Annotated in this window: 11 protein-coding genes; 7 read left to right on the top strand and 4 right to left on the bottom strand. The window is 57.3% G+C overall.

Features of this window, described 5'->3' with window-relative positions; all coding sequences use genetic code 11:
• The first annotated feature begins 529 nt into the window (after positions 1–529).
• On the top strand, positions 530–1,600 hold the full coding sequence (locus tag MTX78_RS07255) for a 3-oxoacyl-ACP synthase III family protein (protein ID WP_243801262.1): 1,071 nt from the start codon (positions 530–532) through the stop codon (positions 1,598–1,600).
• Positions 1,601–1,791: 191 nt separating this feature from the next.
• Here the strand turns inward: MTX78_RS07255 and MTX78_RS07250 are convergent, their stop codons facing one another.
• Positions 1,792–2,895 carry a serine hydrolase domain-containing protein gene (locus tag MTX78_RS07250; protein WP_243801260.1) on the bottom strand — a complete coding sequence of 368 codons (1,104 nt, stop codon included), beginning with the start codon at positions 2,893–2,895 and terminating at the stop codon, positions 1,792–1,794.
• A gap of 763 nt (positions 2,896–3,658) precedes the next feature.
• On the opposite strand from MTX78_RS07250, the gene MTX78_RS07245 reads away from it, so the two are divergent.
• From MTX78_RS07245 to MTX78_RS07235, 3 genes are all read left to right on the top strand, one after another.
• Positions 3,659–3,901 (top strand): hypothetical protein, encoded by a 243-nt coding sequence (locus MTX78_RS07245; protein WP_243801258.1) that lies wholly within the window; start codon positions 3,659–3,661, stop codon positions 3,899–3,901.
• 623 nt (positions 3,902–4,524) lie between these two features.
• Entirely contained in the window at positions 4,525–7,035 is a 2,511-nt protein-coding gene (locus tag MTX78_RS07240; RefSeq protein WP_243801257.1) for a TonB-dependent receptor plug domain-containing protein, read from the top strand.
• 72 nt (positions 7,036–7,107) lie between these two features.
• Positions 7,108–9,549, top strand: coding sequence for a mechanosensitive ion channel domain-containing protein (locus MTX78_RS07235; RefSeq protein WP_243801255.1), 2,442 nt, complete (start codon positions 7,108–7,110; stop codon positions 9,547–9,549).
• 57 nt (positions 9,550–9,606) lie between these two features.
• Here MTX78_RS07235 and MTX78_RS07230 read toward each other — a convergent pair whose 3' ends face one another.
• Positions 9,607–10,332, bottom strand: a complete 726-nt coding sequence (locus MTX78_RS07230) for a DUF92 domain-containing protein (protein ID WP_243801253.1) — start codon at positions 10,330–10,332, stop codon at positions 9,607–9,609.
• A 226-nt stretch (positions 10,333–10,558) separates the two neighbouring features.
• Between MTX78_RS07230 and MTX78_RS07225 the strand changes: the two genes are divergently transcribed.
• Positions 10,559–11,044, top strand: coding sequence for a hypothetical protein (locus MTX78_RS07225; RefSeq protein ID WP_243801251.1), 486 nt, complete (start codon positions 10,559–10,561; stop codon positions 11,042–11,044).
• Positions 11,045–11,222: 178 nt separating this feature from the next.
• On the opposite strand, the gene MTX78_RS07220 is transcribed toward MTX78_RS07225, so the two are convergent.
• A complete protein-coding gene (locus tag MTX78_RS07220) occupies positions 11,223–12,395 on the bottom strand; it encodes a hypothetical protein (RefSeq protein WP_243801249.1) in 1,173 nt (390 codons plus the stop codon).
• Between the two features lie 381 nt (positions 12,396–12,776).
• Positions 12,777–15,353 carry a beta-mannosidase gene (locus MTX78_RS07215; protein WP_243801248.1) on the bottom strand — a complete coding sequence of 859 codons (2,577 nt, stop codon included), beginning with the start codon at positions 15,351–15,353 and terminating at the stop codon, positions 12,777–12,779.
• A 608-nt stretch (positions 15,354–15,961) separates the two neighbouring features.
• Here MTX78_RS07215 and MTX78_RS07210 point away from each other — a divergent pair.
• Together MTX78_RS07210 and MTX78_RS07205 are read left to right on the top strand one after the other, a co-directional pair.
• Entirely contained in the window at positions 15,962–18,772 is a 2,811-nt protein-coding gene (locus MTX78_RS07210) for a substrate-binding domain-containing protein (RefSeq protein ID WP_243801246.1), read from the top strand.
• 346 nt (positions 18,773–19,118) lie between these two features.
• A complete protein-coding gene (locus MTX78_RS07205) occupies positions 19,119–22,280 on the top strand; it encodes a SusC/RagA family TonB-linked outer membrane protein (protein WP_243801244.1) in 3,162 nt (1,053 codons plus the stop codon).
• Positions 22,281–22,426: the final 146 nt, after the last annotated feature.

Below are 22,426 nucleotides of genomic sequence, written 5' to 3'. Positions count from 1 at the left end.
ATCATCAATATAAGGTACTTTATATCAGTTACTTATATTCCTATCACTTTAATTCCCCCACTGCGCCTTCTCTACCTGGCCTTGTTGTAAAGGCCGCACTAAAGCAAGGCAGCCGAAAACCAGGCCTGGCGGCTGAGGGCACTACCAGCCAAGTCAGTTCCCACCACAGCCCTCCTACAAGCCCACGGCATTTATTTTAAGGCCCTACGTGACATTTCACCAGCACCTCGGTCACCCAAAAGCCGCCTAACCTCGAATGCCACCTTCCAACAGACCAAGAGTTGCCCGCGTACGTTTCTAACACGTTATGCAAGGCGGCGCAGCTGCTGCACGGTGCATTAGAAGCCGCCGATACGCGCTGTATGTACTTTCCAGAGCACGGGCAGGCGCAAAGCAAGCCCTAAAGCTGGATGGGTAGTGCTTTGAAAAAAGCGTACGGTCGAGTATTTTTTGCCTGAACAAGTGCCCCTTCGAGAAAGTATGTCAGCTTCACAGCCTACTTTCGTATTGATTTTCCTTTGTTGTTTGTATGATTAATTCTGTGCTGATAGCTACAGGTAGCTGTATCCCCGACCTGATTGTTGCTAATCAAGACTTTTCCGCGGCCCGTTTCTTTACGGCGGGCGGTGCACGTATAGAACAAGAGTCTGCTGTGATATTAGAGCAGTTTCGCTCTATCACCGGCATCCGAGAGAGGCGCTACGCGCGGCCCGAACAACGTGCGTCGGATTTGGGCTGGCTGGCGGCCAGCGAGGCCCTAACAAGTTCTGGCATTGATCCAGAAAGCCTGGATTACATCATTGTGGCGCACAATTTCGGCGACGTAACCGCCGGTAGCAACCGGGTGGATCTGGTGCCGTCCTTGGCTTCGCGCATTAAAGCCCGGCTGGAAATTCGCAACCCCAATTGCGTGGCGTATGACTTGGCGTTTGGCTGCCCGGGCTGGCTGGAAGCGGTTATTCAAGCCAACTACTATCTGCGTTCAGGCGATGCGCAGCGCTGCCTCGTCATTGGCACCGAGACGTTGTCGCGCGTTATTGATCCGCACGACCGGGACACCATGCTTTTCAGCGACGGTAGCGGAGCCATTATTCTGGAAGCTCGCCCAGATGGCGCGGCCGGTATCAAGGCCCACCATACCCAGACGCACGCCCATGAGTATGCGGGCCTGCTGGGCATGGGCAAGTCGTATGCTCCCGACTACGAGCACACGGCCGACCAGTTCATGAAAATGCAGGGCCGTAAGCTCTATGAGTTTGCGTTGCAGCATGTGCCGCACGTGGTACAAGTAGCCCTCGATAAAGCCGGAGTACCCCTGAACCAAGTCAAGAAGGTGTTGCTGCACCAAGCCAACGAGAAGATGGACGTGGCCATTCTGCAGCGCCTGTTCAAGCTCTACGGTGAAGAGTCGCCCAACCTGGATGTGATGCCCATGACCATCGGGTGGCTTGGCAACAGTTCAGTGGCCACACTGCCCACTCTGGTAGACCTGTTGCGGAAAGGGGAACTAGAAAGCGCCCCCCTGGCCGCCGGCGACTATGTGGTGCTGGCCTCGGTAGGAGCCGGCATGAACATCAACGCGGTAGTATATCAATGCTAATCTGCACGCTTAGATAGGCTTTCAGCAGGTACAACCAACCGGCGAAAAAGCGGGCTTAACAGGTACGCCGCACGGGCAAGTTGCTCGTGCGGCGTATTGCTGTGGCTGGCACGGCATCAGCCAGACAAGCCACTGGCGTGCGTTACATAGCCTTATGCTACAGGCCGCCTTGGCGGGGCCGCTGCCCTCCCCTATCGTTCAAACTTCTTGATGGTGGTTTTGCGCTCCAAACCCTTTATGTAAAAGGATGCAACAGCACGCGCAACATCGGGAAGCAGTTCACCATCATTGGAGAGGACCACAACCGTGTACCCTTCCTCGGGGAAGCGCCACACATCCCCCAAGCCGGGTCCGCCGCTGTGCCCGGCACATAGTACCCCCGGCTCTTGCCCCAATGCCCAGCCAACTCTGGTGAACTCCGATAATTTGCGGCCCACACTATCTGCCCCGTATAGCAGCGGGGCAGCAAAAGCCTCCGGAAACAGCACTTCTTTGTCTAGCCCAATGGCCCAGTTCACCATATCACTGATAGACGCAAAATAGCCGCCAGCAGTGTAGGTGTACGCCGGATAAATGTACTTATAGGCTCGTAACTGCCCCTCTAGGTCGTAGTAGGTGGTGGCTTTTTGGGCAATCAGGTCCGTGCGCATAAACGAGCCTACCCGTTGCTCCATGTCGAAGGCCCCGTCGTTCATGTGCAAGGGCTGGGTCACTTCGTCTCGCAAAATCTGTGGGAAGGGCTTGCCGTAGATCTTCTCCAGAATATAGCCAGCCAGCATAAAGTCTGCCTGAGCATAGTGCTGCTGGGTACCCGGAACGTATTCCAGCGTGGAGTCCATCAGGGCCCTTACGACCGTTGCAGTTGACACATACGGGTCGCCACGAAACTCCCGGATTCCGCTCGAATGCTCAAGCAAATGCTTGACCCGTATAGTCTGCCAACTGGTTGGAATAGAGTCGATGTATTTCCCAATTGGATCGTCTAGACGCAGCTTCCCGGCATATATCGTTTTCAGCACCAGCGTAGATGTAAGCAGCTTGGTGCAAGACGCTATTTGGAAGTTTGTGTGGGCAGTTACGTCTTGTTTCCACTCCACATTAGCCAGGCCATACGTGCTTACTTTAATGACCTCGCCTTTCTTGATTACTGCCACCGCCAAACCAGGAATACCCAGCTTTTTCATTTGTTCCGCAACGAATTCGTCTACTGAACGGCTTATTGCTTGTGGGGAATTGGCGAGGCTGGCGAGATGCAGAAAGGCAAGTACCACCAGCGTTAGGAAGCTCTTAAGCATGTTCAATATCAATAGATTGATGTAGGAAATTCGTGCTGACACCAGTGGCCATTCCCGTGCTGGGGTGGCGTTATGGGTAGCGGCAAGAGTACCGAGCCCACTGGTCATCTGTTACAGAAGCTCAGCAAAATTTTGTGGGTTCCTGTCAGCACCGCTCCAGCCCATCCTGTATCCTGGGCCGCAGCAGAAGCCAACGTGCCCTATATCCAGTCGCGCCAACGATAGGCTCTCGTACCGATACCCCCTGTTTGGTGTCGCAGTTCCCTGTGTGTTCAGTTCTTCTAGGCTACTGGCCCAGCGGTACTGCCTCTCTGAATGATTGCTTCTTGGTAAGAAGGAAGTAAAGTATGCTGGCCGTTGGCACTTCTCTTCACCCAAGTATTTATATAATTTTTACAGCAATATCATTGCACTACTTCATACACAAGCACGAAGAGAGACCCTTACATTGGGGCCAGCATAGGAACCCCATACAGTGGCTTTCTGTGCTCTGAAGTCAGAAACACTCCTTGAACTAGGAGCTACTTGTGGGCACTAAACCCCACCTTTTGTTTGGAAGGCATCAAATATTTCGCAAGAAACAGACAGACGATTATCGCAGATTAGTCATATATTTATGCATCTTAAGCCGCCTATATCGGCCAAGAGCGAGTATATTCCATTAAACTCTTACAATTTCAAGACTTTGTTATAAGAAGCCAGGAAAAAATTGGTTTCTAGCCAGGCCACTCTTTGATTCCACTTCATCCCCCTTCTCGTACCTATGCGCAAATCTACTGTTCAGCAGAGTGATGTTAATGCCGATGTTGTTAGGCAGCTTATTGCAAAAAACACAGAAAGCCAGTTCATGGCTTATTTCCAGGAAAAGCTGAAAGACGTATACTGTCCTCTGCATGGAAGCATCCCTGAAATCAAACTGATTCAGGAGCCAGGTGGCTACTCCGTCGACTTGCTAAACGACTGCTGCGCCACATTCACCGCGTTGTGTGCAGAAAAAATCAAATAGCGTTCCACCAGACCATCCACTCCACAGCGTAAGCGAAGACCACTGAAACGTACCTGACCCGACCGGCAGCAACCGTTGTTGTAGTTACTTAGCGTAGCCCTACCCCAAGCAGCATGCTGCTTGGGGTAGGGCTACGCTGTTTCTGGAAAAGCCCAACCTGCCCAGGTTACGACCGAAGCCAGACAGAGAAACAGTCCCCGTCGGGAAAAGCAGCCAGCAGCTTTAGGCGCTGACACTATAGGCTCTGTGGTTCGCAAGTGCTGGCCAAGACCAATAGATTCAGAGGATGGCAGATGAGACGTGGGAGCAGTGGACGATTAGTTTTTCAGGCACCAGAAAACCAGCACCACTTTGATTCGGTGGCTCCCTGGTGCTATGGCAGCCAAGCGAGCAGCAACCTACCAGCAGCCCTACTCTGCAACAAAAGCAAGCCGACCTGACTTTTCACGACGTGATATGCCCGCCTCCAAGTGCTATTAGTGGGCGTGAGTGAGGTTTGGAAGGAGAAGTTTCAGCTTGACTGACTTCACTTGAAGCGTAACCTCCGCAGCTTCACCATCTTTGCGCCACACCATAAGTGGCAGCCAAACGCGTGGGCCAGTTATATTTCACTTGATGCCTACATGAAAAAAGCAGCGCGAGTGCCCAAACAATTGCTGCCCTTGCTCCTGGTGGGCACCATCCTACCGCTCGCTTTCCGCCTGCCTCCTCCTGAGGAGGGACTGCTGCCGCGCATTGTGCGCCAGCTCGACGCGTATTTCTCGGCTGCCCGCCACGAAAAAGCTTACCTCCACCTCGACCGCCCGGTGTATGCCACTGGGGAAACCATCTGGTTCAGCGCATACGTGGTCGACGCCACCCGGCACCAGTTCGACTCGTTGAGCCAAGTGTTGCACGTCGATTTGCTTTCGCCGGAAAACAAGGTGGTGGCGCGCCGCACCCTGCGCTTGCAAGGCGGCCGGGCACACGGCGACCTTGATTTGGCCGATTCGCTGGCAGCGGGCACCTACGTGCTGCGTGCCTACACCAACTGGATGCGCAACGCCGGCGACGAATTTGTATACAGCCGGCGCCTAAGTGTTTGGCTTGCTTCGCCGCTGGGGCCGCAGGAAACAGCCAATTTCTTTACCCCATCGGCACCCACCGCGGCGGCTCGGGCCCGGGCCGCCCGCCCCGACGTACAGTTTTTCCCGGAAGGCGGCTACCTAGTGGATGGCCTCTCAACGGTGGTGGCCTGCAAAGCCACCGATGCCAGCGGCCGAGGCGTAGCCATACGTGGCCAGATTCTGAATGCCCAGAACGTGGTAGCAGTAGCTAATTTCAGCAGCCGCCACGCCGGAATGGGGCGGTTTACCTTTACCCCCAGCGCGGGTCAGCGGTACCACGCGCGCCTTACCCTGCCCGATGGCACAGCCACTGACTATCCGCTGCCTGCCGTGCAGCCCAGTGGCTACACGTTGCAAGTAACTGATGGTGGAGCAGATTTTCTGGTGGTGGCCCGCTACCGAGGCGTCGGCGGTGCCCCCGCCCCTGGCCCCGTGCAGCTCATGACCGAGATGCGTGGCTTGGTGGCGTACCCTGGCCCACGCACGCTCACCGGCAACGCCCCCGCTACGTGGCGCATGCCCAAAAAGAACTACCGCAACGGCATTGTGCACTTCACCTTGTTCGACTCTGAGGGCACTCCCCGGTGCGAGAGGTTGGCCTTTGCCGAGAACGGTCCAGCCAGCCTGCGTATCAGCATCACGCCCCACCAAGCCAGCTACGCACCTCACGCTTTGGTGCAACTGAACGTGCGCGTAACCGATGCGGCCGGCCAGCCCGTAGCCACCAGCTTCTCGCTCGGTGTTAGCGACGCAGCCCTCAGCACCCTCGACCCCGATGCTGAAACCATTGCCTCGAACCTGCTCCTGACCTCTGACCTGGTAGGGTACATCGAAAATCCCGGCTATTATTTCCGGGAGCCTTCGGCGGCAAAAGCGGCTGCCCTCGACGACTTGCTGCTAACGCAGGGGTGGCGCCGCTTTGTCTGGAAGGAAATGCTGGCGGGGCAGCAACCGGTGGTGCGTTTTCAGCCAGAGCAAGGCATCTCGCTTGTCGGGCAGGTGGTTAGCGAATTCGGCAACCAACCCATCGTCAACAGCCAACTAACTTTTTTACAGACGCGGCCCGTTCAAAATATCCTGACCACTACCACCGGTCCCGATGGTCGTTTTGCCTTCACGGGCTTCCCAGTGCGCGATACCGCTCTTGTGACGCTGCAAGCACGACGGGCGCAAGGCGGGGCCAATGTTCGTATCCGTCCGGATAACGGGCCGCTGCCTCGCCCCGAAGTCTTGCCGGCACTACCTTCCCTGAAGGCGGCGCCGCCCGAGGTGGCCGCCTTTGTGCGCCGAAGCCGCCAGGCGCAGACGGCCGATTTGCAGCTGCACCCTGAAAAAGGCATTCGTAACATCAGCCTGAGCAACGTAACGGTTACGGCCCAGCGCGAGAAAGTGCCGGCCAACGACCCGCGCCGCCTCTACGGGGCCACTGGCGGCACCGTGGTGAATTTCGCTGACATTCCCTCCGCGCAGTCGGCCACCAACCTGCTACAGGTGTTGCAGGGACGGGTGGCCGGACTCACCATCAGCGGCAATCCACCCAACATGACGGCCCAAATCCGTGGGAGCGGTGCCCCACTCTTCATCCTCGACGGTCAGAGAACCGATATTGGCATGATCAGCACTATTCCGGCCTCCGAGGTGGAGTCGGTGGAGGTGTTCAAGGGAGTGGAAGCGGCAATTTTTGGGGGTAGCGGGGGCGCCATTGCCATCTATACCAAGCGCGCCGACCCCAACTACAAAGGGCCTGAAACTGGTCCGGCTCCGGGTATTGCTTCCGTAAAAGTGCCTGGCTTTTACGTAGCCCGCGAATTCTACCAGCCACGCTACAACGCGCTGCTTACCAACCCACCCGCCGACCCGCGCACCAGCACGCTTTATTGGAACCCGGAAATCCGCACCAACGCAAAAGGCGAAGCCGAGCTTCACTTCTTCACCGCCGATGGCAGCGGCACCTTCCAGGCAGTAGCAGAGGGGCTAAGTCAAGAAGGCGAGCCAGCCCAGGGCAGCGGCACGGTGGTAGTGCAATAAACGGCCACCGGTAGCGGCAGACCACTCCATCCGCTTTTCGCCCATGGCTTTTCATGCAGTAGCTTTGAGGCTGTGCCCCCTTTAGATCAAGCCGCGCCACTTACCCTGCTGTCCTTGGCTGGCCGTTCCGTGTTCTTCCTTATGCCGTCAACCCTTCCTTCCAGAACTATCCGTTTCGCTTGGATGATGCGCAGCCCTATCGGTTACTCGTGGCTGGTATGCTTGCTAGCCCTGCTGCCTGTTCTAGTTCAGGCACAGGATTCCGCCACAACTGCGCCGCCCGCCACCCCACCAATTGCCGAGCAAGATGCGGCGCAACGCGTCGAGCAGGCGTACTTGGTGCTGGGCCGCATTAGCGGTGGGGCGCGCCGGGGCGCCAATACAGAAGAGCTGGCTTCGGAGCTGCCCGACGTGGAAACCAACCTGAAAACCATCCGGCAAAACCTGACCCAGTACAGCAGCGTCATCAACCTCAAGCAGGTGCGCATGTTCGAGATTTTGCTCACGGATATGCAAGAGCAGTTAGGCGACTGGCGCCTGAAGCTGGCCACTCAAGGCAAGCGCCTCAGCCGCATGCAGTTCCAGCTCGATTCGCTCACCCGCCACGCCTTGCCCGGCCAGCCCGACACGAGCACAGCCTTGGGCCGCTCCACGGCGCGGCTGCAACGCAAGCAGCAACGGGCCAGCCAACTACTGAACCGCAACCAACAGACAGTTACGCAACTGCAAACCCGCGTTTCGGATGCCTACATCCAGGCGCTGGAACTGCAGGACGAGGTGAAAGAACAGTCTCGCCGGTTCAACCGCCGCACCTTAGCGCCCAACAATCCGCCCCTGTGGCAAGCCACCGCCACCAACTCCAACCAGCGCGAGGCCACCGGCCAGCTCGTGCGCGAATCTTACGCCAGCCAAAACGGCTTGTTGCGCTATTATTTCGGCCACAACTGGGAGTATGGAGCCTGGATGGTGGTGCTAGGCGCCGTCTTCTTCTGGTGGGTGTTTGCCAACTTCCGAGCGGTGAATACGGCGGCGGCCGCCCCCTCCCCTGAGCAGCAGCCGTTTCGCTACCTGCGGCCCGTACCCATAGCCGGCACGTTGGTAGTGGTGTTCAGTGTTGCGCCCTTCTTCGACTTAAATCCGCCGGCCGCTTACACCGACTTGCTGGAACTGCTGTTGCTGGTGTCGCTTAGTGTGCTGCTCGGCCGGAGCTGGCCCCGCAACCAGTTCTGGTCGTGGCTGAGCATGGTGGGGCTGTTTTTGGGGCTGACCTTTGTATATGCCTCTACCACGCCCGGCCCTGGGGTACGCTGGGCGATGCTGCTGTTAAATCTAGCCGCTATAGGCGTGGGCCTCAAGTTTAGGCGGCAGCTGCAACGGGGGCCCCGCTTGGCGGCCTTTGTGTTGCCGGTGGTGGTGCTGTTTGTGGTGCTGAACGGCCTGGCGGCGCTGTGCAACATGACGGGGCGCCTGAGCATGGCCAAACTACTGAGCAGTAGCGCCATTCTGGGGCTAACCGAAATCATTGCCCTGTCGGTTTTTGTGCGCCTCCTCACCGAAGCTTTTCACTTGCAAATGCAGCGCAGCCGACTGGCCAGCGGCGCTACTGCCCGGTTTAATTTCCAGAAGATCGAGCGAGCTTTACGCCTGGTACTCTCGGTGGTGGTGTGCGGACTGTGGCTGATGAACTTCACCAGCAACCTCAACGTGTTCCGGCCACTTTATCATTTCCTCGAGTTGGTGTTCACCACTCCCCATTACATTGGCAGCATCACGTTCACCTTGGGCAATATTGCGCTGTTCTTTGCCATCATCTACATTTCGGTGCTGCTGCAGCGGTTTGTAGGCTACTTTTTCGGGGAAACCGACGACGAGTTCAACAAAGATCCAGACCGCAAGGGCTCGTGGTTGGTGGCTATCCGGTTGGTACTGCTAGCAGCTGGCTTCCTGCTGGCCACCATGGCCTCCGGATTACCGCTCGACAAAATCACTATTGTGGTTGGGGCGTTGGGCGTGGGTGTGGGACTGGGCTTGCAGAACATCATCAACAACCTGGTTTCCGGCATTATTCTGGTTTTCGAGCGCCCTTTCCAAGTCGGCGACTTCATTGAAGTGACCGGTAAAACCGGCCGCGTGAAGGACATCGGTATTCGCGCCAGCAAGCTGATTTCGCTGGCCGGCTCGGAAATCATTGTGCCCAACGGCGACCTACTCTCGGGGCACGTCATCAACTGGACGATGAGCAACAACCACATCCGGGTGGAACTGGGGTTGAAAGTGGGCCTCGATACGGACCTCGACCACGCCAAACAGCTTATCAGCCAAGAGATTCTGACCAACCCCAATACGCTCCACAAGCTGGCTCCCGAGATTCTATTGAATGGCGTGAACGGCCAGCAGTACGATTTGAAAGTGCTGTTCTGGATCAGTAATATCCGACAGGAGGAAGCGTTGAAAAGCGAGATTCTAGCCGGTATTCACCGCCGTTTCACGCAGGAAGGCATCAACCTGAACTAGCCCACCTCGGCGGCTGAAGCGCCCACCCAAACTGCAAACAAGCACCCAACAATTTGTCTATAGGCCCCAGAGCACATAACAAAGAGCCGTTACTATTGCGCCCACCAGGGTGTTGAGCAGATTCACAGCATTGTTGGAAAGCGTGCCCCGTCGCTCTAAAGTGGCCCCTAGCACCGAATCGATGAGGTTGCCGACTGCGCCAGCCAGCAGCACCCACCCGAACCCGCGGTGCCAGCCAAACCCGGCGCTGTACACACTTGCCATGAGGGCGCTACCCGCCAAACCGGCTAGCGTGCCTTCCATACTAATCACACCGTCGCGGCCGCGAGTGTCGGGCTGTAGGGTAAGCACGTGGTAGAATCGCCGCCCGTACACATTACCCAGCTCCGAGGCCAGCGTGTCGGCGGTGGCAGCAGCCAGGCTACCCGCCAGCAGCAACTGAAAGAAAGGCGCATGGGCCGGCAATAGCCAACTTAGCAAAGCCGCTGCACCAGCCACTCCCGCATTGGCCAGAGCCTGCCAGGCCGTACGCCGCCCCTGATTGGCCTCTGCCAAACCCAACCGCTGTTTGTCGGCCCGTTTCCAGCCAGACGCCGCCGTTCCGAGCAGAAAAAACAAACTCAGCAGCAGCAGCCCCGTGAAGCCTGCGCCCAAAAACAGCAGTACGCCCAGCACGCCGCCCGTACCAGAACCCGCCACGGTAAGTTTTTTGGCGCGCACGCTATACACCATGCCTGCACCCAGCACCAACAGCACAACACACCAGGAGTAGAGGTCAGACATCGAATCCCATATCGACAAGAACAAGAAAGGCTGCAAGGTATAAAGTGCCAGCACAGGTGCTGCCGCTCCCCTGCTCGAATCAGGCTTACCCCGCTTGGTAACGGAACACCTGTGGTGGTGGCTATATTTCACTTACGCAATCTTGGCCAACCTGCTGCGTTAACGAGCAACAGCGCTGCCTTTGCGCAACTGCTAGCCTTTTCACCCCTCTACGGCACTATCTACCATGCTCCTATCGGCGAAAATACTAGTGCTGGTAGCTTTGTCGGCCAGTCTAGGCGAGGCGGTTGCTCAGCCTGCTTGTACTCCTGTTGTACGGGTGTTGCACGGCAACCTAGAGATTCCCGCCACGGGCAGCGCCCTACTGCCTCGCGTGACGCTACAGGTAACGCCGGATGCGGCGTGCCCCAATGCCGTCCGCTACCAGTTTAGGAGCGCCGAACTAACGTTGGTGCGTCGTGGGCGGCCCCTCCTGCCGGCTATACGCGCCCATCAACCCCAAGTGGACTTTACGGCTTGGATGCAGGTGTACGAGCCAGGCGACCGAATTCACATTTTTATACCTTATCAGCATGTAGTTATGGTAACTGCCAACGGCGTAGCGCAGCTCTACCAGCCGCCCACGCAAGCACAAGTCCAAGGCAAGAAATTCGACTTAAGAACCGACCAAGCGAAGGGCATTAGCTTCAACTGGCTGCTGACCCAAAAGTGACCCTGCACCAGCCGCTACGGTCCCTCAACTGGGCGCGGAAACGCAGTCAAACCAAACTCAATCAACAGCCAAGAGCCCACTACAACGCCGCCTGGTACCCTGGGCAGCGTTGTAGTGGGCTCCATACAAAAGGGGTGAACACTACTTCAGCCCTTTTCGGTTGTGTACTGCGCTACACTTAGCGGTTGAGCAGTTGGGGCAGTTGCCGCTCGAAAAGACGAGTGAATTCCTGGCTGGTTAGGATGTGCCCTTGCTTTTGGGCGTCGTTGGCAACGCTGTACCCCCATTCTGCGGCGGCCATCCGTTGCGTAGGCGTGCCGTGGTGGCCTGGGTTGGTGAAGCCACAGTCCCCGATGTTGAAGAACACCTGCAGGAACTGCTGCACTCTTCTCCACTGCATAGCAGCACCCCGAGCGTGCGAGAGGTAGTACGCCGAGTAAGCATCAGCCATCAATTCGGTGCGGCGGGTGGCCTCTGGGCTGGTTTCGGTACCGAACAGGTTGAGGTTGAATTGAATCTGATGCCCGAACTCATGGGCCAGAATGGCCTGAGGAGCTACATCACCGTACCCGATGCTGGTAAACGCCTCCATGATGCCGTCCCCCATAATGATCTTATCCGGGATGTTGCCGTAGGGCGGGAAGTTGAATCCTTCCAGCGCAAAAGCGTTGAACGTGAAGATGGGGTGGTTACCGTCTCGGTACTGCGGAATCACGTCGGCTAGCTCCACCACTATATCGGCGAGGGCCGCCGCAGTGGCCGGATCTACCTCGAACACTGCGATGTACGTACGCATAACCTTGTCGCGGTCCAGCAGCATGTTGCCATGCATGGCCGCCAACACGATGTCATCGGATGGGATGTTCCAGAAGCGCTGCAAATCCTTGAAGGACTTAGTGAGTTGCTGCGTGTACTCGCCGTTCACGCCAAAGCGCTGCCCCTGCGAACTGTTTTCAAATACCAACGCATCGTAGGTAGGCAAATCCAGCATGGCGAAGTCCAACACATACGTGATTACTTCGTTGTTCCAGTCTGCAAGTTGCTGATCCAACCACTGATTTACGCGCGTGTCGTCATCACAAGTTGGGTCGGCGGCTATGGCTCGGCGAACCAAGTCGCGGTACTGAGGATCGGTCTTCAGCAACAGGGCCGAACGCTCTCGAAGGCGTTGTTCCAAGCCAGCCGGCAACGAGGCCCGCAACTGCTGAATTCGCTCTGGAGTAATTGTGGAAAGTTGAGTTGACGACTGCGCGGCAGTTGGAGCTACTGTGCTGTCAGCTTCTTTCTGACAACCTGTTAAAAGGATAAAAGAACAGGCAACTGCTGCCGACAGAAGTTTGAGGTTTTTCATAGAAGCGAGGATGGTTTTGGAGACAGTAAAAGGGATCAAAACGTAATTCGCTATACTCTATACTAGCACAATATAGGATATAGCAAATAATATAATGCCATTGTGCAAAATGGCGTACATAAGCATGCTCGCCCTAATGTATAATCATATCTTGAAATAGCCTAATAAATTTTATTTATCGTTTCCTGGTATAATATAAAATAATAATTCTTGAATTTACTTGCTTTCATCTCACAATCAATGTTTTATCTATAGCATATAGCTTCTTTTAATTGCTGTTCTCTCTTCGTTTTCATTGGGTTGAAGCAAACCAGCAAAAACAAAAGCCCCTCTAGTGAGGGGCTTTTGCTTGCTATCTGGCGGCAGGTTAGCCGAACTTCTTTACTGGGCCGACTCGTTGATGGAAAGGAAGGTAATGTCGCTTTTCTTCAACGCCTTACTTGAGGTGAACGTGATTTCCCGAGCTTGACCAGGCAACAGATCGAAATAGTTATCGGAGAAGATGATGGCATCGTCGCCGGCCGAAACCCGCAGGTTCTTTGCTAACTGCGCTGCCGAAACCTTCAGCACGTAGGCACCCTTCTCCTTGCCTTTGGCCAGCGTGTAGCTGATGGGCGCTTTGTTAAGCTTCAAGTTTTTAGGCAGCTCAAAGTACAAGCAATTCTGAGCTACCTCTTGGTTTTGACTTGTCAGCCGGATGTCTAGCACCACGTTGGTCGGGGCGGCGCCTTTCAGCACGTCCTTCACTGGCACCCGGTACACGTTGGTACTAGTGTTGGCTGGCACCGTGAGGTTCGTCTTGCTTTCGTTGAGCACCTTGCCAGCGAAATCCAGCAGCCGGATGTGCAGCTGCCCACTTACAGGTTGCAGCTTGTCGGATACTACATATATCTGCACAGAGTCGTTGGTGACAATTGGGGAAACTAGCATGGCCTCGAAGGCCCGCTTCGACTCGTACTGCTGCGCCTTCCAATAGCCGTTATAGTCCATGCTCGACCACGAGGCAGCGGGCCAGCAGTCGTCGATTTGCCAGTACAACGAGCCCATGCAATACGGCTTGGCCCGACGGTGGGCTTCAATGGCTAGCTTAATAGCCTCGGCCTGCAGCACTTGGCCAGTGTACAGGAAGTTAGGAAAAGCCTTAGGGACCTTGTACCAAGCTTCCATGTACTGCAGAATAGCACCATTGCCCACGTAGGAGCGCTGGTGCGACTTCATAATCTCGGAGTTGATATCATAGTCCTGGGGTGTTGCAAAGCCCTTGATGGTTTGCATGTCCGGGAACGACTGGAAGCCGTACTCGCTCATGAACGGTCCAACGTTCTTTAAGTACAGCTCGATAGGCTTCTTGCCGCCCCACACTTCCCAGTAGTGCACGTCGCCAGAGGTGCGGCTATCGCGGTTGGTGTGCGACCAGTTGGTAGGCTGCGGCGACGTCGACCAGTAAAATTTCTCGTCGTCGTAACCTTTCACCACGGCGGGCAAAATACTGTGGAACACCTCCTTATAGGTGTTGACAATGGTCATGGAATCTTGGCGGTTGCGGAAGGCGTTCTTGGCCGTCCCCCAGTAGTTGGAGCCCATGTAAGCCGCTATTTCGTTGTTGCCGCACCACATGGCAATGGCCGGGTGATTGCGCAGGCGCTTCACGTTTTCCACGGCTTCCTCGTAGATGTTCTGCTTGTGGTTTTCCAGCGGGGGCACCATGGCACAGGCAAACATAAAGTCCTGCCAAATCATAATGCCTTTCTCGTCGCAGAGGTCGTAGAACAGGTCGTTTTCGTAGATGCCCCCGCCCCATACCCGCAGCATGTTCATGTTGCTGGCCACGGCCGTATTGATGACGTGCTCGTAGCGGGCCTTATTCACGCGGGGCAGGAAGTTGTCTTGCGGAATGTAGTTGGCCCCCTTCATGAACATCTTCACTCCGTTCACCAGGAAGTAGAACGAGTTGGCTTTCGGGCCCGTCTCCTGCACCACTTCCACCGTCCGCATACCGCGGCGGACCTGCTTCTCGGTCAAGGCCTTGGCTCCGTCTTTCAACACCGCCCGGAACGTGTAGAGCTTTTGCGCGCCGTAGCCATTGGGCCACCACAGCTCGGGCTTGGGCAGCACGAAGCTGCACACCAAGTGGTTGATGCCTTTATCCAGGAATACCGGCTGCGAATAAACGGGCGCCGACGCGCCATCCACGGTTACTTCCAGCTGTTTGGCGCCGGCCGTTAGGCTTTCCACTTCCAAGCGGGCCTCTAAATCGGCCTGCTCGGTGGTTAGTTTTTTCTGCTTGATGAACAGGTCCTGAATGTGCGCTACGCTCATAGGCACCAAGTACACGGGGCGCCAGATACCAGAGGTAACTAGGCGCGGACCCCAGTCCCAGCCGTAGTGGTAGCCGGCCTTGCGCGTGAACACGCTCACTCTGTTTTCGCCGGGGCCAGCCTGGTCGTTGTCGCTGGCGGGCACCTGAAACGGCAGGCTCTTAAATAGCTCGTCGCCCTTCACCATGGGAGCATGGAAATACACCCGCAAGGCGTTATTGCCGGCTTTGAGTTGCGGCTTGACGTCTTTTTTCCACTGCCGAAACATGTTGTCGGCCACCAGCACCTTCACGTCGTTCACATATACATCGGCGTAGGTGTCCAAGCCCTCAAACACCAAGTACAGTTTGTCGCTCTTGAGTTGGTTGGCATCGACGGCAAACGTGGTTTTGTATTCCCAATCGGTTTTGCCAATCCATTGCTGGTCTTTCTCGTTGACGCGGTAGAACGGGTCTTGGATTTGCTTGGTGGCCAGCAAATCGGTGTGCACGGTGCCGGGCACGGTGGCCGCACCCCATTTGCTGTCGTTGGCTTTGCGGAACTCCCACTTGCCGCTAAGGGGCAGGGCTTGTTGCGCGTTGGCGCTGCTATAAAACAGACCGCAAATCAGCAACCAACATAACTTTTTCAACGCGGGCATGGGACTTTTTCGATGGTGAGTGCGGAACATAAGTAAACTAAAGGTGAGCGGGTTTTAGAAAGCAATAAGCGTTCAGCTTAGCGGGAGCACCTACCACGGCTGGGGTTACACCCCCTTGAAGCGGTGCCAAGCGAGCAGCGTCTGCGGCGAAGCTAGTAAGCTGAAAACGAACAGTTAAGTCGGAGCTACGAGGACATGAATAAGGCAGTTTTTTGAGTGAAGCATAGAGTGGTTGCTGTTGCGGAACACATAAGGTGTGGCAACTACCCTGCTCCCACACCAGGCAACAACCGAGCATGAGCGAACAGCAGACTACGGATTGCCAAGATAATGCTAAATCCTTTTAGCATTATCTTGGCAATCTATATAATTTTAAATAAGCGCCCAGCAAGACACATAGTATATAGTAGCCAAGGCAATAAGAAGTTGAAGGGCTATTTCGCTGGTGCACCACATTGCCTGCTATTTAAGCTTACCACCCTGCACTGCGAGTAGACACAGAACGGATAATAGCGTTGAGCTTGAGTTGCTTCGCAAGTGGCATGCTCGCATCGGCCTGAAAACTTGTTTAGCTTTGAGATACTCTTGGCAGCACAAGAGCGTCTATTATGAAAGCAACGCTTGGTCCTCTGCGCCCCTTCTCCCCGAGAAATCAACTGCGCCGGGATTTTTATGCTTACTGGCTGATGCTGTTCAGCTTATTGGGCGCACTGGCAAGCTGCACGCAGCAGAAGCCCATGCCCACGTACCGCATCGGGTTTTCGCAGTGCACCAACGGCGACGCTTGGCGGCAGGCCATGCTAGCGGGCATGAACAAGGAACTGAGCTTCTATCCTGAGGTCAGCTTCCGCATGAAGGACGCCAAGTACAACAGCGCCTTACAAGAACAGCAGATCAAGGAATTTCTCAAGGAAGGCATTGATCTGCTGATTGTTTCGGCCAACGAAACCGAGCCGGTTACGCCTATTATTGAAGAGGTGTACAACCGCGGTATTCCGGTGGTTATCCTCGATAGGCGCACCACCTCCAAACTCTACACGGCCTACGTGGGCGGCAACAACGAGGAAGTGGGCCGCATGGCCGGCAACTACGTGGCCAACCTGCTGGGCCAGCGCGGGAAGGTGCTGGAAGTGCTGGGCGCGCCCGGTACTTCTCCCGCCGTAGACCGACACCGGGGCTTCACGAAAGCTCTGGCCACGCACCCCGACGTGCAGTTGGTGGGCGAAGTCAACAGCAACTGGGAGCGGCCCTCGGTGCTGGCCCGCCTGCCCGCCGTCCTGCGCCAGCACCCCGACGTGGATTTGATTTTCGCGCACAACGACCGGCTGGCCCTGGGCGCCTACCAGGTGTGCAAGCAGCTGGGCTTAAGCCAACGGGTGAAGATTGTGGGCGTGGACGGGCTACCGGGCATCCATGGCGGGATCCAATTGGTGCAGGACGGCGTGATTAACGCCACCCTGCTTTACGCACCGGGCGGCGAGGAAGCCATCCGCACCGCCATGCGCATCCTGCGCAAGCAGCCCTACGATAAAGAAAACACCCTCGGCACGCTGGTCATCGACTCGACCAACGTACTGATCATGAAGCTACAGACCGAGAAGCTTGCCAGCCAGCAGCAGGATATTCAGCGGCAGCAGCAGCTCCTGCGGCAGCAGCGCGACACCTACGCCAGCCAGCAAACCGTACTGTACGTGCTGGCCGCGGCGCTGCTCGGAGCGGCGGTGCTGGGGCTGCTGGCCTTCCGGGCGTTCCGCGTGAACCGCCGCATCAACCAAACGCTGGGCAAGCAGAACCAGGAAATCAGGTCGCAGCGCAACCAGTTGCAGGAATTTGCTGAGCGGGCCAAGGTGGAAACCGAGGCCAAGCTGCGCTTCTTCACCAACTTCTCGCACGAGCTGCGCACCCCGCTCACCCTGATTCTGGGGCCCGTGGAGGAAATGCTGACCGGCCACACCGACCTGCCCGCCACCCACCGCCACGACCTGGGGCTGATCCGGCGCAACGCCCAGCGGCTGTTGCAGCTGGTGAATCAGCTCATGGACTTCCGTAAGATTGACGTGGGCAAGATGCCAGTGCGCGCCACTGAGGGCAACCTCGTGGCTTTCGTGCGCGAAATCATGGACGTGTTCGAGAAGCCAGCCCGGCAGCGCGGTATCACCCTCCGCTTCCTGCCCGCCGAGCCGGTTATTCGGCTGTGGTTCGACGTTAATATTCTCGACAAGGTGTTCTTCAACCTACTCAGCAACGCCCTGAAATTCACGCCCGACCGGGGCCAGATTACGGTGAGCTTGCAGCTGGTGCCCGCCGAGAACAGCGTACGGGTGAGCGTGGAAGACACCGGCCGGGGTATCTCGGAGCAGGACCGGGCGCACATTTTCGAGTGGTTTTATCAGGGGCAGCAGTCGGCGGCACGGGGCTCGGGCATGGGGCTGGCCTTGGCGCTGGGCCTCACCCGCCTGCACCTCGGGCAGCTCACCTTCACCAGCCAGCCGGGCCAGGGCAGTACGTTCGTCGTGACCTTGCCGCTGGAACTGCCGCCAGCGCTGAAGCAGCTGGATGCTGCGCCACAGGTTACGCCGGCCTTTGCCCTGGAAGAAGGCATTTCCGCCGCGCCCGCCACCGTGGGCGAGTTGCCAACGCTGGCCAGCAGCGAGGCGCTGGTGCTGGTGATTGAAGACAACCCCGACGTCAACGCCTTCCTCACGCAGAAGCTGCAACCGCATTTCCAGGTGAGCTCGGCTTTCGATGGAGCCACGGGGTTGCGCCTCGCTGCCGAATCCATTCCCGACCTGATTGTGTGCGACGTGATGCTGCCCGAAATCAGTGGACTCGACGTGGTGGCCCAGCTGAAAGGCGACTGGCGCACCTCGCACATTCCGGTGGTGCTGCTCACGGCCCGCAACGCGCCCGAGCAGCAAGTGGAAGGTGTGCAAGCCGGCGCCGACCTGTATTTAACCAAGCCGTTCAACCCCACTTTCCTGCTCGAAAGCTTGCGCACCCTGCTGGCCAACCGCGACAAAATGCGCGAGCATTTCCGGCGCGAGTTGAGCGTGGATACGGTGACGGTGGCGCCCCAGCGGGTGGACCAAAAATTCCTGGCCGACCTCACCGCCATTGTGGAAGCCAACCTCGGCCGCTCCGATTTGAGCGTGGAAGATGTGGCCCGCAGCCTGGGCATTTCCAGGGTGCAGCTGTACCGCAAAGTAAAGGCCGTACTGGGCACTGGCGTCACCGATTTCATCCAAGGCATCCGGCTCACCAAGGCCCGCCAGCTCCTGCTCGACGACGAGCAAACTATTGCCGAAGTGGCCTACCAATTGGGCTTCTCGTCGCCGTCTTACTTCTCCACTAGCTTCAAGGCGCGATACCAGGTGTCGCCCTCCGAGTTCCGGGCCCTGCACACCACGCCCAGCGTGTGAATCAAAAGTTGAAATCAGGTATCATTATCGAAAGCGGCGCCAAAATCGGGTGCCGCTTTTTTCTTTTATAACACTCTATAACAGTCCATTACACTTCAATTAAATAGTGTGTAATTATTGAAAGACTTTGAGTGATTAAAGCAAGACGAGGGCTGGGTTTACGGTGACCTTTGGGTATCGATTCAGCTATGAAAACTACCTACCCTCCTGCTTCCACCGCCGCGCCGCTTGCTGCCTCTCCCCGCTTACGTGGGGCAGGCGGCGGGTGGCGCGGCGGTGCTGTATAGGGGCGCCGGCTGCTTTCCGAACCATACTTTCCACTGTCTTCCACATCCCTCAAATTCCCATGAAACAACCAATACCATTGCTGCGGCAAGCCGTCGGGCTGACGCTGCTTTCCGCCCTGCCGCTGGCCGTTGCCGCCCCCGCCCAAGCTGCCGCACTTACCGCCGCTGTTGAGGCCGGCGCGCTGGCCGACGTAACCATCAGTGGCCGCGTAACCGACGACAAAGGCGGCGCGCTGCCGGGCGTTACGGTGGTGGTGAAAGGCACTACCATTGGCACCAGTACTGGCCCCGAGGGCGACTTCAAACTCACCGTTCCCGAAGGCGCGACCCTGCTCGTTTCCTACATCGGCTACAAACCCCAAGAGGTACCCGTAACCGGCCAGACCACGTTCACCATTGCGTTGGTTACCGACGCGGCGGCGCTCGACGAGGTGGTAGTAACCGGCTACCAAACCCAGCGCAAAGCCGACCTGACCGGGGCAGTGGCGGTGGTGAAAACCGAGGAAATCCGGGACATGGCCTCCAACGACGTGACCCGCAACTTGCAAGGCCGGGTGGCCGGCGTGCAAATCAACTCCGACGGGGCACCAGGCAGTTCGGCCACGGTGCGCATCCGCGGCATTGGCACGCTCGGCAACAACGACCCGCTCTACGTTATCGACGGCATTCCGACGCGGGAAGGCATCAACCAAATCAACCAGAACGACATCGAGAGCATTCAGGTGCTCAAAGACGCCTCAGCGGCCAGCATCTACGGCTCGCGCGCTTCCAACGGCGTAATTATCATCACCACCAAGCGCGGCAAGCTGGGCGCCACCAAGGTTGATTTCTCGACCTTCTTCACGCTCCAGACGCCGGGCCCGCACATCAAACTGCTCAACACGCTGGACTACGGCCGGGTGTATGGCCAAGCCGCCATCAACGACGGCACCACGCCCAGCCTGCCGTACTACAACTTCCAAACCAGCATCGGCGCCAACGGCCGGCCGGTGCTCAATGGCGTGACCGTACCCGAGTTCATTGACGCCAACCGTACCCAGCGCGCTTCCGATACCGACTGGTTCAAGGAAACGCAGCAGAACGCTCTGATTCAGAGCTACAACCTGAGCGTGAGCAGCGGCGGTGAGCGGGGCAGTGCCTTGTTCTCGGTGAACTACTACGACAACTCGGGCACGCTGAAATACTCGGGCTTCGACCGGTACACGGCGCGCCTCAACACCGACTATAACTTCCTGAATGGCCGCCTGAAAATCGGGGAAAACCTAACCATCGTGAAGTCGCAGCGGGCCGAGTTCGACTTGAACTTAGTGCGCGACCGGACCACGCAGCTGCCCTCTATTGTGCCGGTGCGCACCGAGGATGGCGTGGGTTGGGGCGGCCCCGTGGCGGGCATGAGCGACCGGGACAACCCGCTGCGTTTGCTCACCGACAACAAGCAGAACCGCTCGAACACGGGCCGGGCGTTCGGCAACTTCTTCGCCGACGCTGAAATCCTGAAGGGCCTGCACGTGCGCAGCAGCTTCGGCATCGACTACAGCATCTACAAGTTCCGCCAGATCTACAAAACCTACCAGGCCGGCTTCCTGTCCGAAGCTAATAACCGCGTCACCAACAACGACCGGTTCTGGGGTAACTGGGTGTGGCAGAACACCATTAACTACGATATTCTGCTGGGCGGCAAGCACCAACTGGGCGTGCTGGCCGGGGCTGAGCGCATCAGCTACTACGACGAAAGCTCGTACGCTTCGCGCACCAATTTCGCTAGCGAAGACCTCAACTACGCCTACCTCGATGCGGGCGCGGCCAACAAAGACAACGGCGGCGGGGCCACGGCCTACCGGCTGGCGTCCACGTTCGCCAAAGTCAACTACTCCTTCGCCGACCGGTATTTGCTGTCGGGTACGCTGCGCCGGGATGGGTCGTCGCGGTTCGGGGAAGACAACAAGTTTGGGGTGTTTCCGGCCGTATCGGGCGGCTGGCGTTTGAGCGAGGAGGCGTTTGTGAAAGACAACACGCCGATTTTCACTGACTTGAAGCTGCGCGCCGGCTGGGGCCAGACCGGCAACCAGGACATTGCCAACTTCGCTTCGCGGGGCTTGTACCAGTCGTTGCTGGGCACCATCGACCCCAACTTCGAGTACGACCGGGGTACTGCCTACGACATCTACGGCAACGACATCAACCTGCCGTCGGGCTACCGCCGCTTCCAGCGCGCCAACCCGGCTCTGAAGTGGGAAACCACCACCCAAACCAACGTGGGCGTGGACTTCGGGCTGATGCAAAACAAGCTCTCCGGCTCGGTTGATTACTTCGTCAAGAACAGCAAGGACATTCTAGTGAACCTGCCGTTTCTGGCCGTGGTGGGCGAAGGCGGCGACCAGTTCGTGAACGGCGCGTCCATCCAGAATAAGGGCTGGGAATTTGTGCTCGGCTACCAAAACGAGCTATCTAACGGCCTGACCTACAACATCTCGGGCAACCTTTCTACGTACCGCAACAAGCTCACCTACTTGCCCGACGAGGTGATAAACGCCTACGGCGGCAACGGCCAGGACGTCACGCGCCTGGGCCACTCCATCAACGCGGTGTACGGCTACGTGGCCGGCGGTATTTTCCAGAACGAAGGCGAAGTAACCGGCCACGCCACGCAAATCGGGGCTGCGCCCGGCCGCCTGCGCTACAAAGACCTGAACGGCGACGGCCGCGTGGACAACTTCGACCAAACCTGGATTACGGAAGGCGTGCCCGATTTCAACTACGGCCTCAACCTGGGCGCCGGCTTCAAAGGCTTTGACGTGCAGATTTTCTTCCAGGGCGTGCAAGGCCTGCAATCCTTCAACAACGCCAAATTCCGCACCGACTTCGCCTCGTTGGCTTCCGGCGAGAACTGGGGTGAGCGGCTGCTGAATGCTTGGACGCCGACCAACACCGGCTCCACCATTCCAGCAGCCACGCTCATCAACACCAATAATGAGGGCCGGGCTTCCACCTACTTCATCGAAAACGCTTCTTACCTGAAGCTGCGCAACTTCCAGCTCGGCTACTCGCTGCCGAACAGTTTGTTCAGCAAGGTGAAAGTGCAGGGCGTCCGCATCTATGTGCAGGGCCAGAACCTGTTCACCGTGAAGAGCAAGGAGTTCACCGGCGCCGACCCCGAAGTAACCAACTACCAGTACCCGGTGCCGCGCATTTTCTCCACCGGCCTGAATGTTTCTTTCTAAAATATTTGGCTGCACTCTTTAGGCGGTCATGCTGAGCTTGTCGAAGCATCTCTACCGCTTCGTCTGAATAGCTCTACAACGAAGCGGTAGAGATGCTTCGACAAGCTCAGCATGACCGACCTACCCAGAGAGTCATCCATTTAATC

The sequence above is a fragment of the Hymenobacter tibetensis genome (assembly GCF_022827545.1).
In the GTDB taxonomy this organism is placed as follows: Bacteria; Bacteroidota; Bacteroidia; order Cytophagales; family Hymenobacteraceae; genus Hymenobacter; species Hymenobacter tibetensis.
This window is presented reverse-complemented; position numbering and strand designations above follow the sequence as displayed.

Excerpts from the sequence above, each read along its gene's own strand:
- MTX78_RS07210 (WP_243801246.1), top strand. The coding sequence starts at position 15,962 with ATGAAAGCAACGCTTGGTCCTCTGCGCCCCTTCTCCCCGAGAAATCAA.
- MTX78_RS07215 (WP_243801248.1), bottom strand. The coding sequence starts at position 15,353 with ATGCCCGCGTTGAAAAAGTTATGTTGGTTGCTGATTTGCGGTCTGTTT.
- MTX78_RS07250 (WP_243801260.1), bottom strand. The coding sequence starts at position 2,895 with ATGCTTAAGAGCTTCCTAACGCTGGTGGTACTTGCCTTTCTGCATCTC.
- MTX78_RS07255 (WP_243801262.1), top strand. The coding sequence starts at position 530 with ATGATTAATTCTGTGCTGATAGCTACAGGTAGCTGTATCCCCGACCTG.
- MTX78_RS07225 (WP_243801251.1), top strand. The coding sequence starts at position 10,559 with ATGCTCCTATCGGCGAAAATACTAGTGCTGGTAGCTTTGTCGGCCAGT.
- MTX78_RS07220 (WP_243801249.1), bottom strand. The coding sequence starts at position 12,395 with ATGAAAAACCTCAAACTTCTGTCGGCAGCAGTTGCCTGTTCTTTTATC.
- MTX78_RS07245 (WP_243801258.1), top strand. The coding sequence starts at position 3,659 with ATGCGCAAATCTACTGTTCAGCAGAGTGATGTTAATGCCGATGTTGTT.
- MTX78_RS07205 (WP_243801244.1), top strand. The coding sequence starts at position 19,119 with ATGAAACAACCAATACCATTGCTGCGGCAAGCCGTCGGGCTGACGCTG.
- MTX78_RS07230 (WP_243801253.1), bottom strand. The coding sequence starts at position 10,332 with ATGTCTGACCTCTACTCCTGGTGTGTTGTGCTGTTGGTGCTGGGTGCA.
- MTX78_RS07240 (WP_243801257.1), top strand. The coding sequence starts at position 4,525 with ATGAAAAAAGCAGCGCGAGTGCCCAAACAATTGCTGCCCTTGCTCCTG.